Source organism: Pseudomonas inefficax (assembly GCF_032164165.1).
Taxonomy (GTDB): domain Bacteria; phylum Pseudomonadota; class Gammaproteobacteria; order Pseudomonadales; family Pseudomonadaceae; genus Aquipseudomonas; species Aquipseudomonas inefficax.
Window position 1 is genome coordinate 3,131,374 of sequence record NZ_CP134401.1, and the last position, 14,518, is coordinate 3,145,891.

Below are 14,518 nucleotides of genomic sequence, written 5' to 3' on the forward strand. Positions count from 1 at the left end.
GGGAGCGGGTTCACCCGCGAAGAGGCCCTCGAAAACAATATCAAAGGTGGATCAATGACCGATCACCCCCTGGCCCTGACCGTCGAACAAGGCCTGCACGCCGAACAGGAACTGCTGGCCGCTGTCTGTCGCGGCGAACGCGACAGTGGCGTGCTGTTCTGGCGCCCGACCGACCACGCACTGGTCATGCCCCGGCGCATGAGCCGCCTGGACAATTTCGAAGCCGCCTGCGCGGAGCTGGCAATTGCCGGCTGGCCGGTGCTGCTGCGTGAAACCGGCGGCGAACCGGTGCCGCAGTCACACGCCACGGTGAACGTCGCCCTGGTCTATGTAGCCCCCCGCAGCGAAGGCGATCACGGCCGTATCGAAAATGCCTACGAGCGCTTGTGCCTGCCGCTGTGCGATGTGCTGCGCGAGTGGGGTGGGGTGGCGTCGGTGGGCGAAATCGACGGCGCTTTCTGCGATGGTCGCTATAACGTCAACCTTAATGGCCGCAAGCTGGTGGGCACTGCCCAACGCTGGCGCCAAGGGCTGGGCGGCAAGCGCCCGGTGGTGCTGGTGCACGGTGCGCTGCTGCTGGACAACGAGCGTGAATCGATGGTGGCGGCGGTCAACCGTTTCAACGAGTGCTGCGACCTGGAACAGCGCTGCCGCGCCGATGCGCACATCGCCCTGCATGAGGTAGCGCCCGCGGCCCCATGGTTCGAGCGGCTGTCGCAGGCCTATGCCACGGTGCTGGCTGACCTGCCCAAGGACTAGCGGGTACCGTAGACCACCATGGTCTTGCCTTTGACCTGCACCAGGCTGCGTTCTTCAAGGTCCTTGAGGACGCGGCCGACCATTTCCCGCGAGCAACCGACGATGCGGCCGATTTCCTGACGAGTGATCTTGATCTGCATGCCATCGGGGTGGGTCATGGCGTCGGGTTGCTTGCACAGCTCCAGCAGGCAACGGGCGACACGCCCGGTAACGTCGAAGAACGCCAGGTCGCCGACCTTGCGCGTGGTGTTGCGCAGGCGCTGGGCCATCTGGCTGCCCAGGGCGTAGAGGATTTCCGGGTCCTGGCGCGCCAGTTCGCGAAACTTCTCATAACTGATTTCGGCTACTTCGCATTCGGTCTTGGCGCGCACCCAGGCACTGCGTTGCTGATCGCCTTCGGCCGGTTCGAACAGGCCCAGCTCGCCGAAGAAGTCGCCACTGTTCAGGTAGGCGATGATCATTTCATGGCCGTTGTCGTCCTCGATGAGAATGGTGACCGAGCCCTTGATGATGAACGACAGTGTCTCGGCCCGGTCGCCGGCGCAGATGATATTGCTTTTGGCGGTATAGCGACGGCGCTGGCAGTGCACCAGCAGCTTGTCGATGTTCTTGATCTTGGCGGGTAGGGCAGAAGCAACCATCACGAAATCCTGTTCGATATGACGCATAGGCTTTTTTATAAAGGTTGGCTGGCGGTGCGCGCCAGTCATTTGGCGCCAGCTTATCAGACACTACAGGATGTTTCGGTACTAAACCGACACGACTCGTACTTTTCCCACAGCCGCACAAGGTCTAAGCTGACACCCTTTTCCGTAAATCAGGAGTCCGGGTAGATGAAGGCACGTATCCAGTGGGCCGGTGAGGCGATGTTCCTCGGCGAATCGGGGAGCGGCCATGTCGTTGTGATGGACGGCCCGCCCGAGGCCGGCGGCCGCAACCTGGGCGTGCGCCCGATGGAAATGCTGTTGCTGGGCCTGGGTGGCTGCAGCAGCTTTGATGTGGTCAGCATTCTGAAGAAGTCCCGCCAGGCGGTGGAAAGCTGCGAGGCGTTCCTGGAGGCCGAGCGTGCCAGCGAAGACCCGAAGGTGTTTACCAAGATCCACATGAACTTCGTGGTGAAGGGGCGTGGGCTGAAGGAGGCCCAAGTCAAGCGTGCGGTAGAGCTGTCGGCGGAGAAATATTGCTCGGCTTCGATCATGCTCGAGCGTGCCGGGGTTGAGATTACCCACGGCCATGAAATCGTAGAACTGGGTTAAAGCCATGATTGTTGGGCTGCTGCGCAGCCCATGTGGGAGCGGGTTTACCCGCGAAGCAGGCGACGCGGTGGGTGGCACCGGCTGCGCCGGTGTTCGCGGGTAAACCCGCTCCCACATACGGCCCTGGCAATTTCAGCTGCGAAGCGCCGGCAGTGCGGCCCTCACCCATCCTGGCAAGTATCCACGCATCACCCGGCTCAACCGCTCTCGCCGCTTCTGGTAAACCAGCCCCAACCCGATAACCCCCAGCCCGATCAGGGTTACCACCACTGGGAACAGCAGCGACTCGGCAAATACCTCGTACGACAGGTACCCCAGGTAAGCCGCCACGCCCAACGCCCCGAACACCATGAACACCGGCCGGCGCAGCAGCACCGCCATGCCCATCAGGGCAATGTTGATCAGGCAGTACAGGGCCTTGCCCAGCTCACTGCCGCTGTCCATCAGCGTCAGCCCACCCCAGAATGCCGCCAACCCGGCCAGGTAACCCCAGCGGGCGTAATCGTCGCGAGTGCGCCCGTCCACCACCAGGAATACTACAAGCAACCCCAGCCCGAACCACAACGAAACCTCGCGGCGTTGCTCCCAGCTGAATGGCGAACCGAAGAACCATTCGCTCAGGTCCATCGACATGAACCACAAAGCCACGGCAATCGGCATGACGATGAACGGGTAGGGAATCAACCTCAGCATCAGCAACCCGGCGAGCACTGTGGCCGCTTCCATTGCCAGCCAGCTGCCCTGCACGTAGGTGTAGTACTGGTGGTAGTCGGCCTGCGCATCATCCGTCGGCCACCAGCCGGCCAGACGTTCGATGGCGAATACCACCAGCGGCACGATACTGACCGCGACCGCCGCCAGTACCCCGGCCGCGACGGGTTGTGCGCGCCGTTGCAGGTTAACGGCGAACAGCGTGAGCAAAAGGAAATAGAGGCTGGCGATGACCAGCAGCGCCCAGTCGCCGATGCGCATCCAGGCTTCGGTGAGCAACCAGCCCATTGCAGCCATGATCAGCATGGCGCCAAAGTAAAAGGCGACATGGGCCAGCTGGAAGCTACCACGTTGTGCTGGTTGCTGGCGCAGGAAGGCCAGCAGGGCCTGGTCCTGGCCCGGCTGGAGAATGCCGGCTTGCACGGCGCGCGCCAGGTCCTTGGCGTCGAAACGGTCCGTCATGGCGATGCCTTCAGATACGGTAGGTGCTCTTGGTCATGACCTTGGCCAACAGGCTCATGCCAAAGCGGACAGGGGCAGGGAAACGATAGCCGCCGGCTTCCAGTGCGGACTCGGCGTGTTGCTCCTCATCGACGCGCATCTGTTCGAGGATGGCCCGGGACTTTTCGTCTTCCTGCGGGATCTGCTCCAGGTGTTCGTCGAGGTGCTTGCACACCTGGTGCTCGGTAGCGGCGACGAAGCCCAGGCTGACCTTGTCGCTGACCAGCCCGGCGAGTGCGCCGATGCCGAACGACATGCCGTAGAACAATGGGTTGAGCACGCTGGGGTGGCTGTTCAGCTGGCGAATACGCTGTTCGCACCAGGCCAGGTGGTCCACTTCTTCCTCGGCGGCGTGCTCCATGGCCTTGCGCACTTCGGGCAGCTTGGCGGTCAGGGCCTGGCCTTGGTACAGCGCCTGGGCGCAGACTTCACCGGTGTGGTTGATACGCATCAGCCCGGCAACATGGCGGGCCTGTTGTTCGTCCAGGTCGACGTCCGGCTGGACGATGGCCGGCGATGGGCGGGCGGGTTGGCCGCTGAAGGGCAGCAAGGTACGCATGGCCGTATCGGCCTGCAGCAACAAGCGGTCAAGCGGCGAGTAGTGACGTTCGGTAGCCATCGGGCACCTCCGCAAGAATGTGCCCGATAGTTTACCGCAATAGTGGCAGGGTCGCTTGCCGTGGATCAGCCCGGCGGCCAGTGCATCTGGCGCTGGCCAAGCACGTGCATGTGGATGTGGTAGACGGTCTGGCCGCCTTGCTCGTTACAGTTCATGACCACGCGGAAGCCGTCCTCGCAGCCAAGTTCCTTGGCCAGGCGCTGGGCGGTGAACAAGATGTGGCCAGCCAGGCCTTTGTCTTCTTCGGTCAAGTCATTGAGGGTGCGGATGTGCTTTTTCGGGATGACAAGAAAATGCACGGGCGCCTGGGGGGCGATATCGTGGAACGCCAGGACCTGGTCGTCTTCGTAGATGATCTTCGCCGGGATTTCCCGGTTGATGATCTTGATGAATAAATCGTCCACAGCACTTGCTCCATGGTGAGGGTCGGGCCGAGTGTACTCAGCCGGGCGCCGCTCGCCCAGTAGCTATTCCATGCCGACCGGGCAATAGCGGCGGTGGATGGCCCCGGCCAGCTTGCGCACCAGCCAGCGTGGCAGCAGGCGTGGGGCGAACGCCAGCCAACGGTTGCGCCGGCCGGGCAGGATAAGTGCGCGGTTCTTGTCCAGCGCGCGCACGGTATACAGGGCCACCTCCTCAGGGCTGAGGCAGCGCGGCTTGCCATCCAGCCGTGGAATGCGCCGGCGCGAGGAACGCACCGGGCCGGGGCACAGTACCGAGACCTTGATGCCGGTGCGTTTGAGTTCTTCGCGCAAGGCCTGGGAGAAGCTCAGCACATAGGCCTTGCTGGCGGAATAGGCGGCCATCCACGGGCCAGGCGCCACCCCGGCCAGGCCGGCGACATTGAGGATTTGCCCGCCGCCCTGCACGGCCATCAGGTTGCCGATGGCGTGGCACAGGCGGCTCAGGGCCAGCACGTTGACTTCCAGCAGGTCCTGCTCGTCGGCCCACTCATGGGCCAGGAATGGCCCGTAGGTGCGCAGGCCGGCACAATTGACCAGCAGGTCGATGCGCCGCTCGCCTTCTTCCAGTTCCAGCACGAAGCCCGACAGGCGCAACGGTTGGCTGAGGTCGCAGGCACGGAACAGCACCTCCACCCCGAAACGTTGGGTCAATTCGATGGCCACCGGCTCCAGCGTTTCACGCTGGCGTGCCACCAGGATCAGGTTGCGCCCGCGCCGCGCCAGGGCTTCCGCCAGGGCCAGGCCCAGGCCGCTGGAAGCACCAGTGATCATGGCGTAACGGGTCATGCAAGGCTCCTGGGGGCTGAAGAGGGCGCCTAGTGTACAGCTTGGCCAGGCAAGGTGTTGCCTTTTGCTACGGGGTACGGGTGCGCAGGGCCTGACAGCGTTCCAGGGCGTCCCGGTACTCGTGATGCAGCCGCTCGATCAGCGCGCTGGCGCTGGGCAGGTCGTCGATACCGCCGACGCCCTGGCCCGCCGACCACACGGTCTTCCAGGCCTTGGCTTCGTCGTCGATCGGCTTGAGTTTGCCTTGCTCGTGGCCTCCCTTCAGGGCTTCCATGTCGTAGCCAGCCTGCTCCAGGCTCGGGCGCAGGAAGCTGGCAGGGACGCCGGACACCGCCGGGGTGTGAATGATGTCGGCGGCATGGGAATCGAGCAGCATCTGCTTGTAGGCGCCCGGAGCCTGGCTTTCTGCGGTGGCGATGAAGCGGGTGCCCATGTACGCAAGATCCGCCCCCAGCATTTGCGCGGCGAGGATCTCGTGGCCGTGGTTGAGGCAGCCGGCCAGCAGCAAGGTCTTGTCGAAGAACTGACGAATTTCCGCGGCCAGGGCGAACGGGCTCCAGGTGCCGGCATGGCCGCCTGCTCCTGCGGCGACGGCGATCAGGCCGTCGACACCGGCTTCGGCGGCTTTCTCGGCATGGCGGCGGGTGGTGACATCATGGAACACCAGGCCGCCGTAGCCATGCACGGCATCGACCACTTCCTTCACCGCGCCGAGGCTGGTGATGACGATTGGTACGCGGTGCTCCACGCACAACGCCAGGTCGGCCTGCAGGCGCGGGTTGGTCGGGTGGACGATCAGGTTGACGGCATAGGGCGCTGGCGCCTGCAGTTGCGCCAGGCCCGCCTCGATTTCCTCTAACCAGGCCTTGAAGCCGGCGCTGTCGCGCTGGTTGAGGGCCGGGAAGCTGCCGACCACGCCGCTGGAGCAGCAAGCCAGAACCAGCCTGGGGTTGGAGATCAGGAACATCGGTGCGGCAACCACGGGCAGGCGCAGGCGTTGTTCGAGGGAGGCAGGTAACGACATGGCAAGGCTCCTTGAGCGGGTGGCTATGTCAGAACGGTTTGACCACCACCAGAATTACGATACCCAGCAGGAACAGCACGGGCACTTCGTTGAACCAGCGATAGTAGACGTGGCTGCGGGTGTTGCTACCGCTGGCGAAGCGCTTGCGCTGGGCGCCGCACACGTGATGGTAGCCGGTCAGCAGGATGACCAGGGCCAGCTTGGCATGCAGCCAGCCCTGACTCAGCCAGCCCGGGTTGAGATAGAGCATCCAGGCGCCGAACACGTAGGTGGCGATCATTGCCGGGTTCATGATGCCGCGGTACAGCTTGCGTTCCATGGTCACGAAGCGGTCCTGGCTGATGCTGTCCTGGCTCTGGGCGTGGTAGACGAACAACCGCGGCAGGTAGAACAGGCCGGCGAACCAGCAGACCACGCTGACGATATGCAGCGCTTTGATCCATAGGTAAAGCATGGGGGGAGTTCCTTCAGGGATTCACGGTCGTCAGATAGTAGTGGTCAAGCGCCCGAAGGGTCACCCGAAGAGTTGTTACAGGCGCCTTGCGCCCCTATTATCGTGCGCTTTCCAGACGGCTCGTTGATAAGGGGCAAGCGTTATGATCAAGGTCGGTATCGTCGGCGGCACGGGTTACACCGGCGTCGAACTGTTGCGTCTGCTGGCACAGCATCCACAGGCCGAAGTGGCGGTCATCACTTCGCGCTCCGAGGCGGGCGTTGCGGTGGCGGACATGTACCCGAACCTGCGCGGCCACTATGACGGGCTGGCGTTCAGCGTGCCAGATAGCAAGACCTTGGCCGCCTGCGATGTGGTGTTCTTCGCCACCCCGCACGGTGTTGCCCACGCCCTGGCCGGCGAGCTGCTGGCGGCGGGTACCAAGGTGATCGACCTGTCTGCCGACTTCCGCTTGCAGGACGCCGCCGAGTGGGGCAAGTGGTACGGCCAGCCGCACGGTGCGCCAGAGCTGCTCAAGGACGCGGTATACGGCCTGCCTGAAGTCAACCGCGAGAAGATTCGCCAGGCGCGCCTGATTGCTGTTCCAGGTTGCTACCCGACCGCCACCCAACTGGGCTTCCTGCCGCTGCTGGAAGCTGGCCTGGCCGACCCGTCGCGCCTGATCGCCGACTGCAAGTCGGGTGTCAGCGGTGCTGGCCGTGGTGCGGCGGTGGGCTCGCTGTTCTGCGAAGCCGGCGAAAGCATGAAAGCGTACGCAGTGAAGGGCCATCGCCACCTGCCGGAAATCAGCCAGGGCTTGCGCCTGGCCGCTGGCAAGGATATCGGCCTGACTTTCGTGCCGCACCTGACGCCAATGATCCGTGGCATCCACGCCACCCTGTACGCTACCGTTGCCGACACTTCGATCGACCTGCAGGCGCTGTTCGAGAAACGCTATGCCGCTGAACCGTTCGTCGATGTGATGCCAGCTGGCAGCCATCCGGAAACCCGCAGCGTGCGCGGTGCCAACGTCTGCCGTATTGCCGTTCATCGCCCGCAGGGTGGCGACTTGGTGGTGGTGCTGTCGGTGATCGACAACCTGGTCAAGGGCGCGTCTGGCCAGGCGGTGCAGAACCTCAACATCCTGTTTGGCCTGGACGAGCGCATGGGCCTCTCCCACGCGGGCCTGCTGCCGTAAGCAGCCAGCGTTCGAAAAGGCCCGCGTCGTGCGGGCCTTTTTGTATGTCGCGACTAAAGCCGCACAATTCTTGACCGATTTTCTCGGGAAAGCGGATAATGCGCGTCATCGAGTTTTATGGCGGCTACCACGCCGGGAGAATCAACATGAGCGTCGAAACCTTCACCCCTACCGCTTTGGAATTCACCCACGGCGCTGCGCAAAAGGTGAAGAACCTGGTTTCCGAAGAAGGCAACGATCGTCTGAAACTGCGCGTGTTCGTCACCGGTGGCGGTTGCTCGGGCTTCCAGTATGGCTTCACCTTCGATGAAGACGTGGCTGAAGACGACACCATCGTCGAGCGCGAGGGTGTTTCCCTTGTGGTCGACCCGATGAGCTTCCAGTACCTGGCCGGTGCCGAAGTGGATTACCAGGAAGGCCTGGAAGGCTCGCGCTTCGTGATCAAGAACCCGAACGCTGCTACCACCTGTGGCTGCGGTTCCTCGTTCTCGATCTGAGGCCTGGCCATACGAAAACGCCGTGCAATTGCGCGGCGTTTTGCTTTCTGGCTTAGTTCAGGCCGGGTAGATTGCGCCGAGTACGCGCAGGCCCTTGGCCGCTGTCACGCTTGGGCGGTTGGCGGCTATGCCCTCCAGGCAGCAGTGGGCCAGCCAGGCGAAAGCCATGGCTTCGACCCAGTCCGGGTCCACGCCATGGGCGCCGGTGCTGGCGACACGGGTGTCGGGCAGCAACTGGCTGAGGCGCGTCATCAGGGCGCCGTTGCGCGCACCGCCACCGCAAACCAGCAGCGCTTCGGTGCCTTGCTGGGCGTTGCTCAACGAGTCGATGATGCTGCGTGCGGTCAGTTCCAGCAAGGTAGCCTGTACGTCCTCGTCGCGGTAAGCGGGCAGGCGGGCCAGGTGACCATCCAGCCAGGGGAGGTTGAACACTTCGCGGCCGGTGCTCTTCGGGCCGCTGCCGGCGAAGAACGGGTCGGCCAGCAATGCGTCGAGCAAGTCGGCCTGCACCACGCCCGAGGCAGCCCAAGCCCCATCCGCATCGTAGGCCTGGCCGCGCTTGCGTTCGACCCAGGCATCCAGCAGCACGTTGCCCGGACCGCAGTCGAAGCCATGGACCGGCTTGTCGTGTTCGATCAGGCTGAGGTTGCTGAAACCACCCACATTGAGAATGGCCAGGCGTTGGCCCAAGTGGCTGAACAGGGTTTCATGGAAGGCCGGCACCAGGGGTGCACCTTGCCCACCGGCGGCCACATCGCGACGGCGGAAGTCGGCGACCACGCTGATACCGGTAAGCTCGGCCAGCAGCGCCGGGTTGCCGATCTGCACGGTAAAACCGCGTGCAGGCTCGTGGCGGATGGTCTGGCCGTGGCTGCCGATGGCGCGGATGGCTTCGGCCTGCAGCCCCTGCCTGACCAGCAGTTGGCGGATACCTTCGCCTGCCAGGCTGGCCCAGCGGTTTTCTGCCAGTGCGGCGCGGGCGATCTCGTCAGGGCCGCTGCTGCAAAGGCTCAGCAGCTCCTGGCGCAGGTCGCCGGGCATCGGCAGGTAGTGGGTGGCGAGCAGTTCTAGCTGCTCGCCTTGCTTGATCAAGGCAATGTCCACGCCATCGAGGCTGGTGCCGGACATCACTCCCAGGTAGAGCGCCATTGGATTAACGCTTGTTCGCTGCGAGCAGGGTGGCCTTTTCCTGATCCATGCGGGCGATCAGGGGCTGGCTCTGCTGCAGGAAACGCTGGCGCTCGTTCCTGGCTATCGGGTCGGCCATCGGCACTTTCTGGCTTAGCGGGTCGACGTGCACACCGTTGACCTGGAACTCGTAGTGCAGGTGCGGGCCGGTGGACAGGCCGGTGGTGCCGATGTAGCCGATGATCTGGCCCTGCTTGACCGAGCTGCCGGTCTTGATGCCCTTGGCAAAGCCCTGCATGTGGCCGTACAGCGTCTTGTAGCGGTTGCCATGCTGGATGATCACGGTGTTGCCGTAACCACCGCGACGCCCGGCCAGCTCGATGCGGCCGTCACCGGCTGCCTTGATCGGAGTGCCGCGTGGGGCGGCATAGTCGACGCCTTTGTGGGCGCGGATCTTGTTCAGGATCGGGTGCTTGCGGCCGGCGGAAAAGCGCGAGCTGATGCGGGCGAAGTCGACCGGGGTGCGGATGAAGGCCTTGCGCAGGCTGTTGCCATCGGCGGTGTAGTAGCTGGTGTTGCCCTGCTTGTTGGTATAGCGCACGGCGGTGTAGGTCTTGCCGCGGTTGGTGAAGCGCGCGGACAGGATGTTGCCTGTGCCGACGACCTTGCCGTCCATCACCTTCTGCTCGTAGACCACATCGAATTCATCGCCCGGACGAATGTCCTGGGCGAAATCGATGTCGTAACCCAGCACGCGTGCCATGTCCATGGTCATGCTGTGGGACAGGCCGGCGCGCTGGGCCGAAGCTGACAGCGAGCTTTTGATCACGCCGTGGGCGTAGGCGGTACGCACTACCGGCTTGCTGATTTCGCGATTGAAGGTGTAGCCCTTGTCGGTCTTGGTCAGGCGAATGGTTTCGAGGTTGCTGACCTTGCTGTGCAGGCTGGCCAGCTGGCCGTCCTTGTCGAGTTCGAACTGCAGCACCTGGCCATGCTTGAGCTGGCTGAACTGCTTGGCCTGCTTGTTGCTGGCCAACAGGTCGTGCACCGCATTGCTTGGCAGGCCGACCTTGGCGAACAGAGTGGACAGGGTGTCACCACGAGCCACGGTGACTTCGCGGTGGCTGGGTTCCTTGGTGGCTTCGACGACCGGCGCGGCGCCAGGGGCTTCCTGTTCGGCCTTCTGGGTTTCGGGGGCTGCATCCTCTATCTGGGCGAATGGCGAGCTTTGCTCACCTTCTGCCTGCACCAGGGGGGCAGCGCGGGATTCGTCCTTCAACTGTTCGGCAGGGCTCTCCAGCTCGAGGTTGAGGGTGGTTTTCTTGGCTTCCACTTCGCTGGAAGGGAACACCAGCAGGGCCAGGCTGAGCAGGGCGGCGATGCCGCTGGCGGCCAACAGATGGCTTTTCGGATAAAGCGGGGGCGCTTTAGGCGGTTCGTTGGTCATGGGCAAGGTGACTTTGAAAAAGGTGAAATGGAAAAGATGAATGACATGATGAAGATGAAATAACTGTATAAAATATAACCAAATCCATTTTCACGCAAGGGCGCGTAGACGCCGGAAGCCCGTGTTCGGGTCACATTCCTTTGCGAAACTTGTAATTGACGGCCGATCTTGTATGGTTGGCTCCCCCTGAATCTGAGCCTTGCGGGTTTGTCTATGAAGTCGGTTGAAGAGCAGCTGGCGCTTATCAAGCGCGGTGCGGAAGAAGTACTGGTCGAGTCGGAACTGGTGGAGAAGCTCAAGCGCGGCCAGCCTCTGCGCATCAAGGCCGGCTTCGACCCGACCGCCCCCGACCTGCACCTTGGGCACACGGTGCTGATCAACAAGCTGCGCCAGTTCCAGGACCTGGGGCACCAGGTCATCTTCCTGATCGGTGACTTCACCGGCATGATCGGCGACCCGAGCGGCAAGAGCGCCACTCGCCCGCCGTTGACCCGCGAGCAGGTGCTGGAAAACGCCGAGACCTACAAACAGCAGGTGTTCAAGATCCTCGACCCGGCCAAGACCGAGGTTGCGTTCAACTCCACCTGGATGGACAAGCTGACCCCGGCCGACTTCATTCGCCTGGCGTCGCAGTACACCGTGGCGCGCATGCTGGAGCGTGATGACTTCGACAAGCGCTACACCACCAACCAGCCTATTGCCATACACGAATTCCTGTACCCGCTGGTGCAGGGCTATGACTCGGTGGCGCTGAAGGCTGATGTCGAGCTGGGTGGTACTGACCAGAAATTCAACCTGCTGATGGGGCGGGAACTGCAGCGCGCCTATGGCCAGGAAGCGCAGAACATCGTGACCATGCCGCTGCTCGAAGGGCTCGACGGCGTGAAGAAGATGTCCAAGTCGCTGGGCAACTATGTAGGTATCCAGGAAGCGCCGGGGGTGATGTACAGCAAGCTGGTGTCGATCCCGGATACCCTGATGTGGCGCTACTTCGAGCTGCTGAGCTTCCGTTCGATGGACGAGATCGAGCAGTTCCGTGCCGATGTCGCCAATGGTGCCAACCCGCGCGACATCAAGATCAAGCTGGCGGAAGAAATCGTCGCGCGCTTCCATGGCGAGGAGGCCGCGGCCAACGCTCACCGTGCCGCGGGCAACCGTATGAAGGAAGGCGAGCTGCCGGAAGACCTGCCGGAAGTTGAAGTGGCTGCGGCGGAAAGCCTGCCGATTGCTGCCGTGCTGAACCGGGCTGGCCTGGTGAAGAACTCGGCTCAGGCGCGGGATTTGCTGAGCGGCGGTGCGGTCAAGGTTGATGGCGCAGTGGTTGATCGTGACTTCATGTTTGCGCTGGGTGCCACCCATGTGTGCCAGGCGGGCAAGAAATCCTTTGCGCGGGTAACCTTGAAGGCTGAGTGATTGTCTTGGGGTGTAGCTATATAGAAGCGGGGAGGCCGGTAGGCCTCCCCGCTTTGTTTTTGGGGTTTGGGTTTTGGTTGTTGCTGTAGCGGGTGTCAGGTGGGGGTTATGGGCCTGTCTTGGGATGGCATTGGTTTTGAGATCTGCCTGCCTTGGGTTTTCTGGCGCCTGCGAGCACCTGGTGGCCTCGATAAGGTCTTCGCCTGGAATATTTCAAATATATGAAATTAAAGGTTGACGCCCCTCCGAATCCCCTTATAATGCGCCCCACTTCCAGCGACATCGGAACGAAAAACTCCTTGTTAATCAACGAGTTAAGTAGTCAAGAAGAAGCCGGAAGCGCTACGATCGAATGATCAAAAGCGGTTGAGATGATGGTTGACAGCGCTTTTAAACGCTGTATGATTCGCCTCCCGCTACGAGAGATCGCAGCGAGTCAAGTGTTTGAAGCTAAACGAGTTTCTCGCAAAAAACTTCAAAATAAACGCTTGACAGCAAATGAGGAAAGCGTAGAATGCGCGCCTCGGTTGAGACGAAAAGCTCTTAACCAAACGCTCTTTAACAAATCGAATCAAGCAATTCGTGTGGGTGCTTGTGAGTATGGACTGATAGTCAAAAAGATTATCAGCATCACAAGTGACCATGCGAGAAATCACATAGTCATTTGAGATTGCTGAGCCAAGTTTAGGGTTTCTTAAAAACCCAAGCAGTATTGAACTGAAGAGTTTGATCATGGCTCAGATTGAACGCTGGCGGCAGGCCTAACACATGCAAGTCGAGCGGATGACGGGAGCTTGCTCCTTGATTCAGCGGCGGACGGGTGAGTAATGCCTAGGAATCTGCCTGGTAGTGGGGGACAACGTTTCGAAAGGAACGCTAATACCGCATACGTCCTACGGGAGAAAGCAGGGGACCTTCGGGCCTTGCGCTATCAGATGAGCCTAGGTCGGATTAGCTAGTTGGTGGGGTAATGGCTCACCAAGGCGACGATCCGTAACTGGTCTGAGAGGATGATCAGTCACACTGGAACTGAGACACGGTCCAGACTCCTACGGGAGGCAGCAGTGGGGAATATTGGACAATGGGCGAAAGCCTGATCCAGCCATGCCGCGTGTGTGAAGAAGGTCTTCGGATTGTAAAGCACTTTAAGTTGGGAGGAAGGGCAGTAAGCTAATACCTTGCTGTTTTGACGTTACCGACAGAATAAGCACCGGCTAACTCTGTGCCAGCAGCCGCGGTAATACAGAGGGTGCAAGCGTTAATCGGAATTACTGGGCGTAAAGCGCGCGTAGGTGGTTCGTTAAGTTGGATGTGAAAGCCCCGGGCTCAACCTGGGAACTGCATCCAAAACTGGCGAGCTAGAGTACGGTAGAGGGTGGTGGAATTTCCTGTGTAGCGGTGAAATGCGTAGATATAGGAAGGAACACCAGTGGCGAAGGCGACCACCTGGACTGATACTGACACTGAGGTGCGAAAGCGTGGGGAGCAAACAGGATTAGATACCCTGGTAGTCCACGCCGTAAACGATGTCAACTAGCCGTTGGAATCCTTGAGATTTTAGTGGCGCAGCTAACGCATTAAGTTGACCGCCTGGGGAGTACGGCCGCAAGGTTAAAACTCAAATGAATTGACGGGGGCCCGCACAAGCGGTGGAGCATGTGGTTTAATTCGAAGCAACGCGAAGAACCTTACCAGGCCTTGACATGCAGAGAACTTTCCAGAGATGGATTGGTGCCTTCGGGAACTCTGACACAGGTGCTGCATGGCTGTCGTCAGCTCGTGTCGTGAGATGTTGGGTTAAGTCCCGTAACGAGCGCAACCCTTGTCCTTAGTTACCAGCACATTATGGTGGGCACTCTAAGGAGACTGCCGGTGACAAACCGGAGGAAGGTGGGGATGACGTCAAGTCATCATGGCCCTTACGGCCTGGGCTACACACGTGCTACAATGGTCGGTACAGAGGGTTGCCAAGCCGCGAGGTGGAGCTAATCTCACAAAACCGATCGTAGTCCGGATCGCAGTCTGCAACTCGACTGCGTGAAGTCGGAATCGCTAGTAATCGCGAATCAGAATGTCGCGGTGAATACGTTCCCGGGCCTTGTACACACCGCCCGTCACACCATGGGAGTGGGTTGCACCAGAAGTAGCTAGTCTAACCTTCGGGAGGACGGTTACCACGGTGTGATTCATGACTGGGGTGAAGTCGTAACAAGGTAGCCGTAGGGGAACCTGCGGCTGGATCACCTCCTTAATCGACGACATCAGCCTGCTGATGAGCTCCC

14 protein-coding genes and 1 rRNA gene are annotated in these 14,518 nt (G+C 61.4%); 6 read left to right on the plus strand and 9 right to left on the minus strand.

Going from position 1 to position 14,518, the window contains the following annotated elements:
* Positions 1-54: 54 nt before the first annotated feature.
* Positions 55-759: a lipoate--protein ligase family protein gene (locus RIN61_RS13940; RefSeq protein WP_207879298.1), complete on the plus strand. Its 705-nt coding sequence runs from the start codon at positions 55-57 to the stop codon at positions 757-759.
* Here RIN61_RS13940 and crp read toward each other — a convergent pair.
* Entirely contained in the window at positions 756-1,400 is a 645-nt protein-coding gene (crp, locus tag RIN61_RS13945) for a cAMP-activated global transcriptional regulator CRP (RefSeq protein ID WP_112251579.1), read from the minus strand. The genes RIN61_RS13940 and crp overlap by 4 nt on opposite strands.
* Before the next feature lie 192 nt (positions 1,401-1,592).
* Here crp and RIN61_RS13950 point away from each other — a divergent pair, with 192 nt between their 5' ends.
* A complete protein-coding gene (locus RIN61_RS13950) occupies positions 1,593-2,015 on the plus strand; it encodes an OsmC family protein (protein ID WP_112251581.1) in 423 nt (140 codons plus the stop codon).
* A 132-nt stretch (positions 2,016-2,147) separates the two neighbouring features.
* Here RIN61_RS13950 and RIN61_RS13955 read toward each other — a convergent pair whose 3' ends face one another.
* The 6 genes from RIN61_RS13955 to hemJ all read right to left on the minus strand — a co-directional run bounded on the left by RIN61_RS13955 (position 2,148) and on the right by hemJ (position 6,574).
* Positions 2,148-3,188: a DUF2157 domain-containing protein gene (locus RIN61_RS13955; RefSeq protein ID WP_313852434.1), complete on the minus strand. Its 1,041-nt coding sequence runs from the start codon at positions 3,186-3,188 to the stop codon at positions 2,148-2,150.
* Between the two features lie 10 nt (positions 3,189-3,198).
* Positions 3,199-3,846, minus strand: a complete 648-nt coding sequence (coq7, locus tag RIN61_RS13960; RefSeq protein ID WP_003258825.1) for a 2-polyprenyl-3-methyl-6-methoxy-1,4-benzoquinone monooxygenase — start codon at positions 3,844-3,846, stop codon at positions 3,199-3,201.
* Between the two features lie 65 nt (positions 3,847-3,911).
* The gene (locus RIN61_RS13965) at positions 3,912-4,250 is read right to left on the minus strand and encodes a histidine triad nucleotide-binding protein (RefSeq protein WP_012316537.1); all 339 of its coding nucleotides are present in this window, start codon (positions 4,248-4,250) and stop codon (positions 3,912-3,914) included.
* Between the two features lie 63 nt (positions 4,251-4,313).
* A complete protein-coding gene (locus RIN61_RS13970; RefSeq protein ID WP_112251585.1) occupies positions 4,314-5,096 on the minus strand; it encodes an SDR family NAD(P)-dependent oxidoreductase in 783 nt (260 codons plus the stop codon).
* A gap of 67 nt (positions 5,097-5,163) precedes the next feature.
* Positions 5,164-6,120, minus strand: a complete 957-nt coding sequence (locus RIN61_RS13975; protein ID WP_112251587.1) for an NAD(P)H-dependent flavin oxidoreductase — start codon at positions 6,118-6,120, stop codon at positions 5,164-5,166.
* A gap of 28 nt (positions 6,121-6,148) precedes the next feature.
* Positions 6,149-6,574, minus strand: a complete 426-nt coding sequence (hemJ, locus tag RIN61_RS13980; protein ID WP_313852439.1) for a protoporphyrinogen oxidase HemJ — start codon at positions 6,572-6,574, stop codon at positions 6,149-6,151.
* Positions 6,575-6,716: 142 nt separating this feature from the next.
* Between hemJ and argC the strand changes: the two genes are divergently transcribed.
* On the plus strand, positions 6,717-7,751 hold the full coding sequence (argC, locus tag RIN61_RS13985) for an N-acetyl-gamma-glutamyl-phosphate reductase (RefSeq protein ID WP_112251591.1): 1,035 nt from the start codon (positions 6,717-6,719) through the stop codon (positions 7,749-7,751).
* 146 nt (positions 7,752-7,897) lie between these two features.
* Positions 7,898-8,248 carry an iron-sulfur cluster insertion protein ErpA gene (gene erpA, locus RIN61_RS13990; protein ID WP_015268740.1) on the plus strand — a complete coding sequence of 117 codons (351 nt, stop codon included), beginning with the start codon at positions 7,898-7,900 and terminating at the stop codon, positions 8,246-8,248.
* 57 nt (positions 8,249-8,305) lie between these two features.
* Here erpA and RIN61_RS13995 read toward each other — a convergent pair whose 3' ends face one another.
* Positions 8,306-9,397: an anhydro-N-acetylmuramic acid kinase gene (locus RIN61_RS13995; protein ID WP_112251593.1), complete on the minus strand. Its 1,092-nt coding sequence runs from the start codon at positions 9,395-9,397 to the stop codon at positions 8,306-8,308.
* 4 nt (positions 9,398-9,401) lie between these two features.
* On the minus strand, positions 9,402-10,823 hold the full coding sequence (locus tag RIN61_RS14000) for a peptidoglycan DD-metalloendopeptidase family protein (protein ID WP_112251595.1): 1,422 nt from the start codon (positions 10,821-10,823) through the stop codon (positions 9,402-9,404).
* Positions 10,824-11,036: 213 nt separating this feature from the next.
* Here RIN61_RS14000 and tyrS point away from each other — a divergent pair, with 213 nt between their 5' ends.
* The gene (tyrS, locus tag RIN61_RS14005; RefSeq protein ID WP_112251597.1) at positions 11,037-12,236 is read left to right on the plus strand and encodes a tyrosine--tRNA ligase; all 1,200 of its coding nucleotides are present in this window, start codon (positions 11,037-11,039) and stop codon (positions 12,234-12,236) included.
* 714 nt (positions 12,237-12,950) lie between these two features.
* A 16S ribosomal RNA gene (locus RIN61_RS14010) occupies positions 12,951-14,487 on the plus strand.
* The last annotated feature ends 31 nt before the right edge of the window (positions 14,488-14,518 follow it).

Bases quoted from the DNA above. Each gene is read 5' to 3' on its own strand.
- RIN61_RS13940 (WP_207879298.1), top strand. From the start codon at position 55: ATGACCGATCACCCCCTGGCCCTGACCGTCGAACAAGGCCTGCACGCC.
- crp (WP_112251579.1), bottom strand. From the start codon at position 1,400: ATGGTTGCTTCTGCCCTACCCGCCAAGATCAAGAACATCGACAAGCTG.
- RIN61_RS13950 (WP_112251581.1), top strand. From the start codon at position 1,593: ATGAAGGCACGTATCCAGTGGGCCGGTGAGGCGATGTTCCTCGGCGAA.
- RIN61_RS13955 (WP_313852434.1), bottom strand. From the start codon at position 3,188: ATGACGGACCGTTTCGACGCCAAGGACCTGGCGCGCGCCGTGCAAGCC.
- coq7 (WP_003258825.1), bottom strand. From the start codon at position 3,846: ATGGCTACCGAACGTCACTACTCGCCGCTTGACCGCTTGTTGCTGCAG.
- RIN61_RS13970 (WP_112251585.1), bottom strand. From the start codon at position 5,096: ATGACCCGTTACGCCATGATCACTGGTGCTTCCAGCGGCCTGGGCCTG.
- RIN61_RS13975 (WP_112251587.1), bottom strand. From the start codon at position 6,120: ATGTCGTTACCTGCCTCCCTCGAACAACGCCTGCGCCTGCCCGTGGTT.
- hemJ (WP_313852439.1), bottom strand. From the start codon at position 6,574: ATGCTTTACCTATGGATCAAAGCGCTGCATATCGTCAGCGTGGTCTGC.
- argC (WP_112251591.1), top strand. From the start codon at position 6,717: ATGATCAAGGTCGGTATCGTCGGCGGCACGGGTTACACCGGCGTCGAA.
- erpA (WP_015268740.1), top strand. From the start codon at position 7,898: ATGAGCGTCGAAACCTTCACCCCTACCGCTTTGGAATTCACCCACGGC.
- RIN61_RS13995 (WP_112251593.1), bottom strand. From the start codon at position 9,397: ATGGCGCTCTACCTGGGAGTGATGTCCGGCACCAGCCTCGATGGCGTG.
- RIN61_RS14000 (WP_112251595.1), bottom strand. From the start codon at position 10,823: ATGACCAACGAACCGCCTAAAGCGCCCCCGCTTTATCCGAAAAGCCAT.
- tyrS (WP_112251597.1), top strand. From the start codon at position 11,037: ATGAAGTCGGTTGAAGAGCAGCTGGCGCTTATCAAGCGCGGTGCGGAA.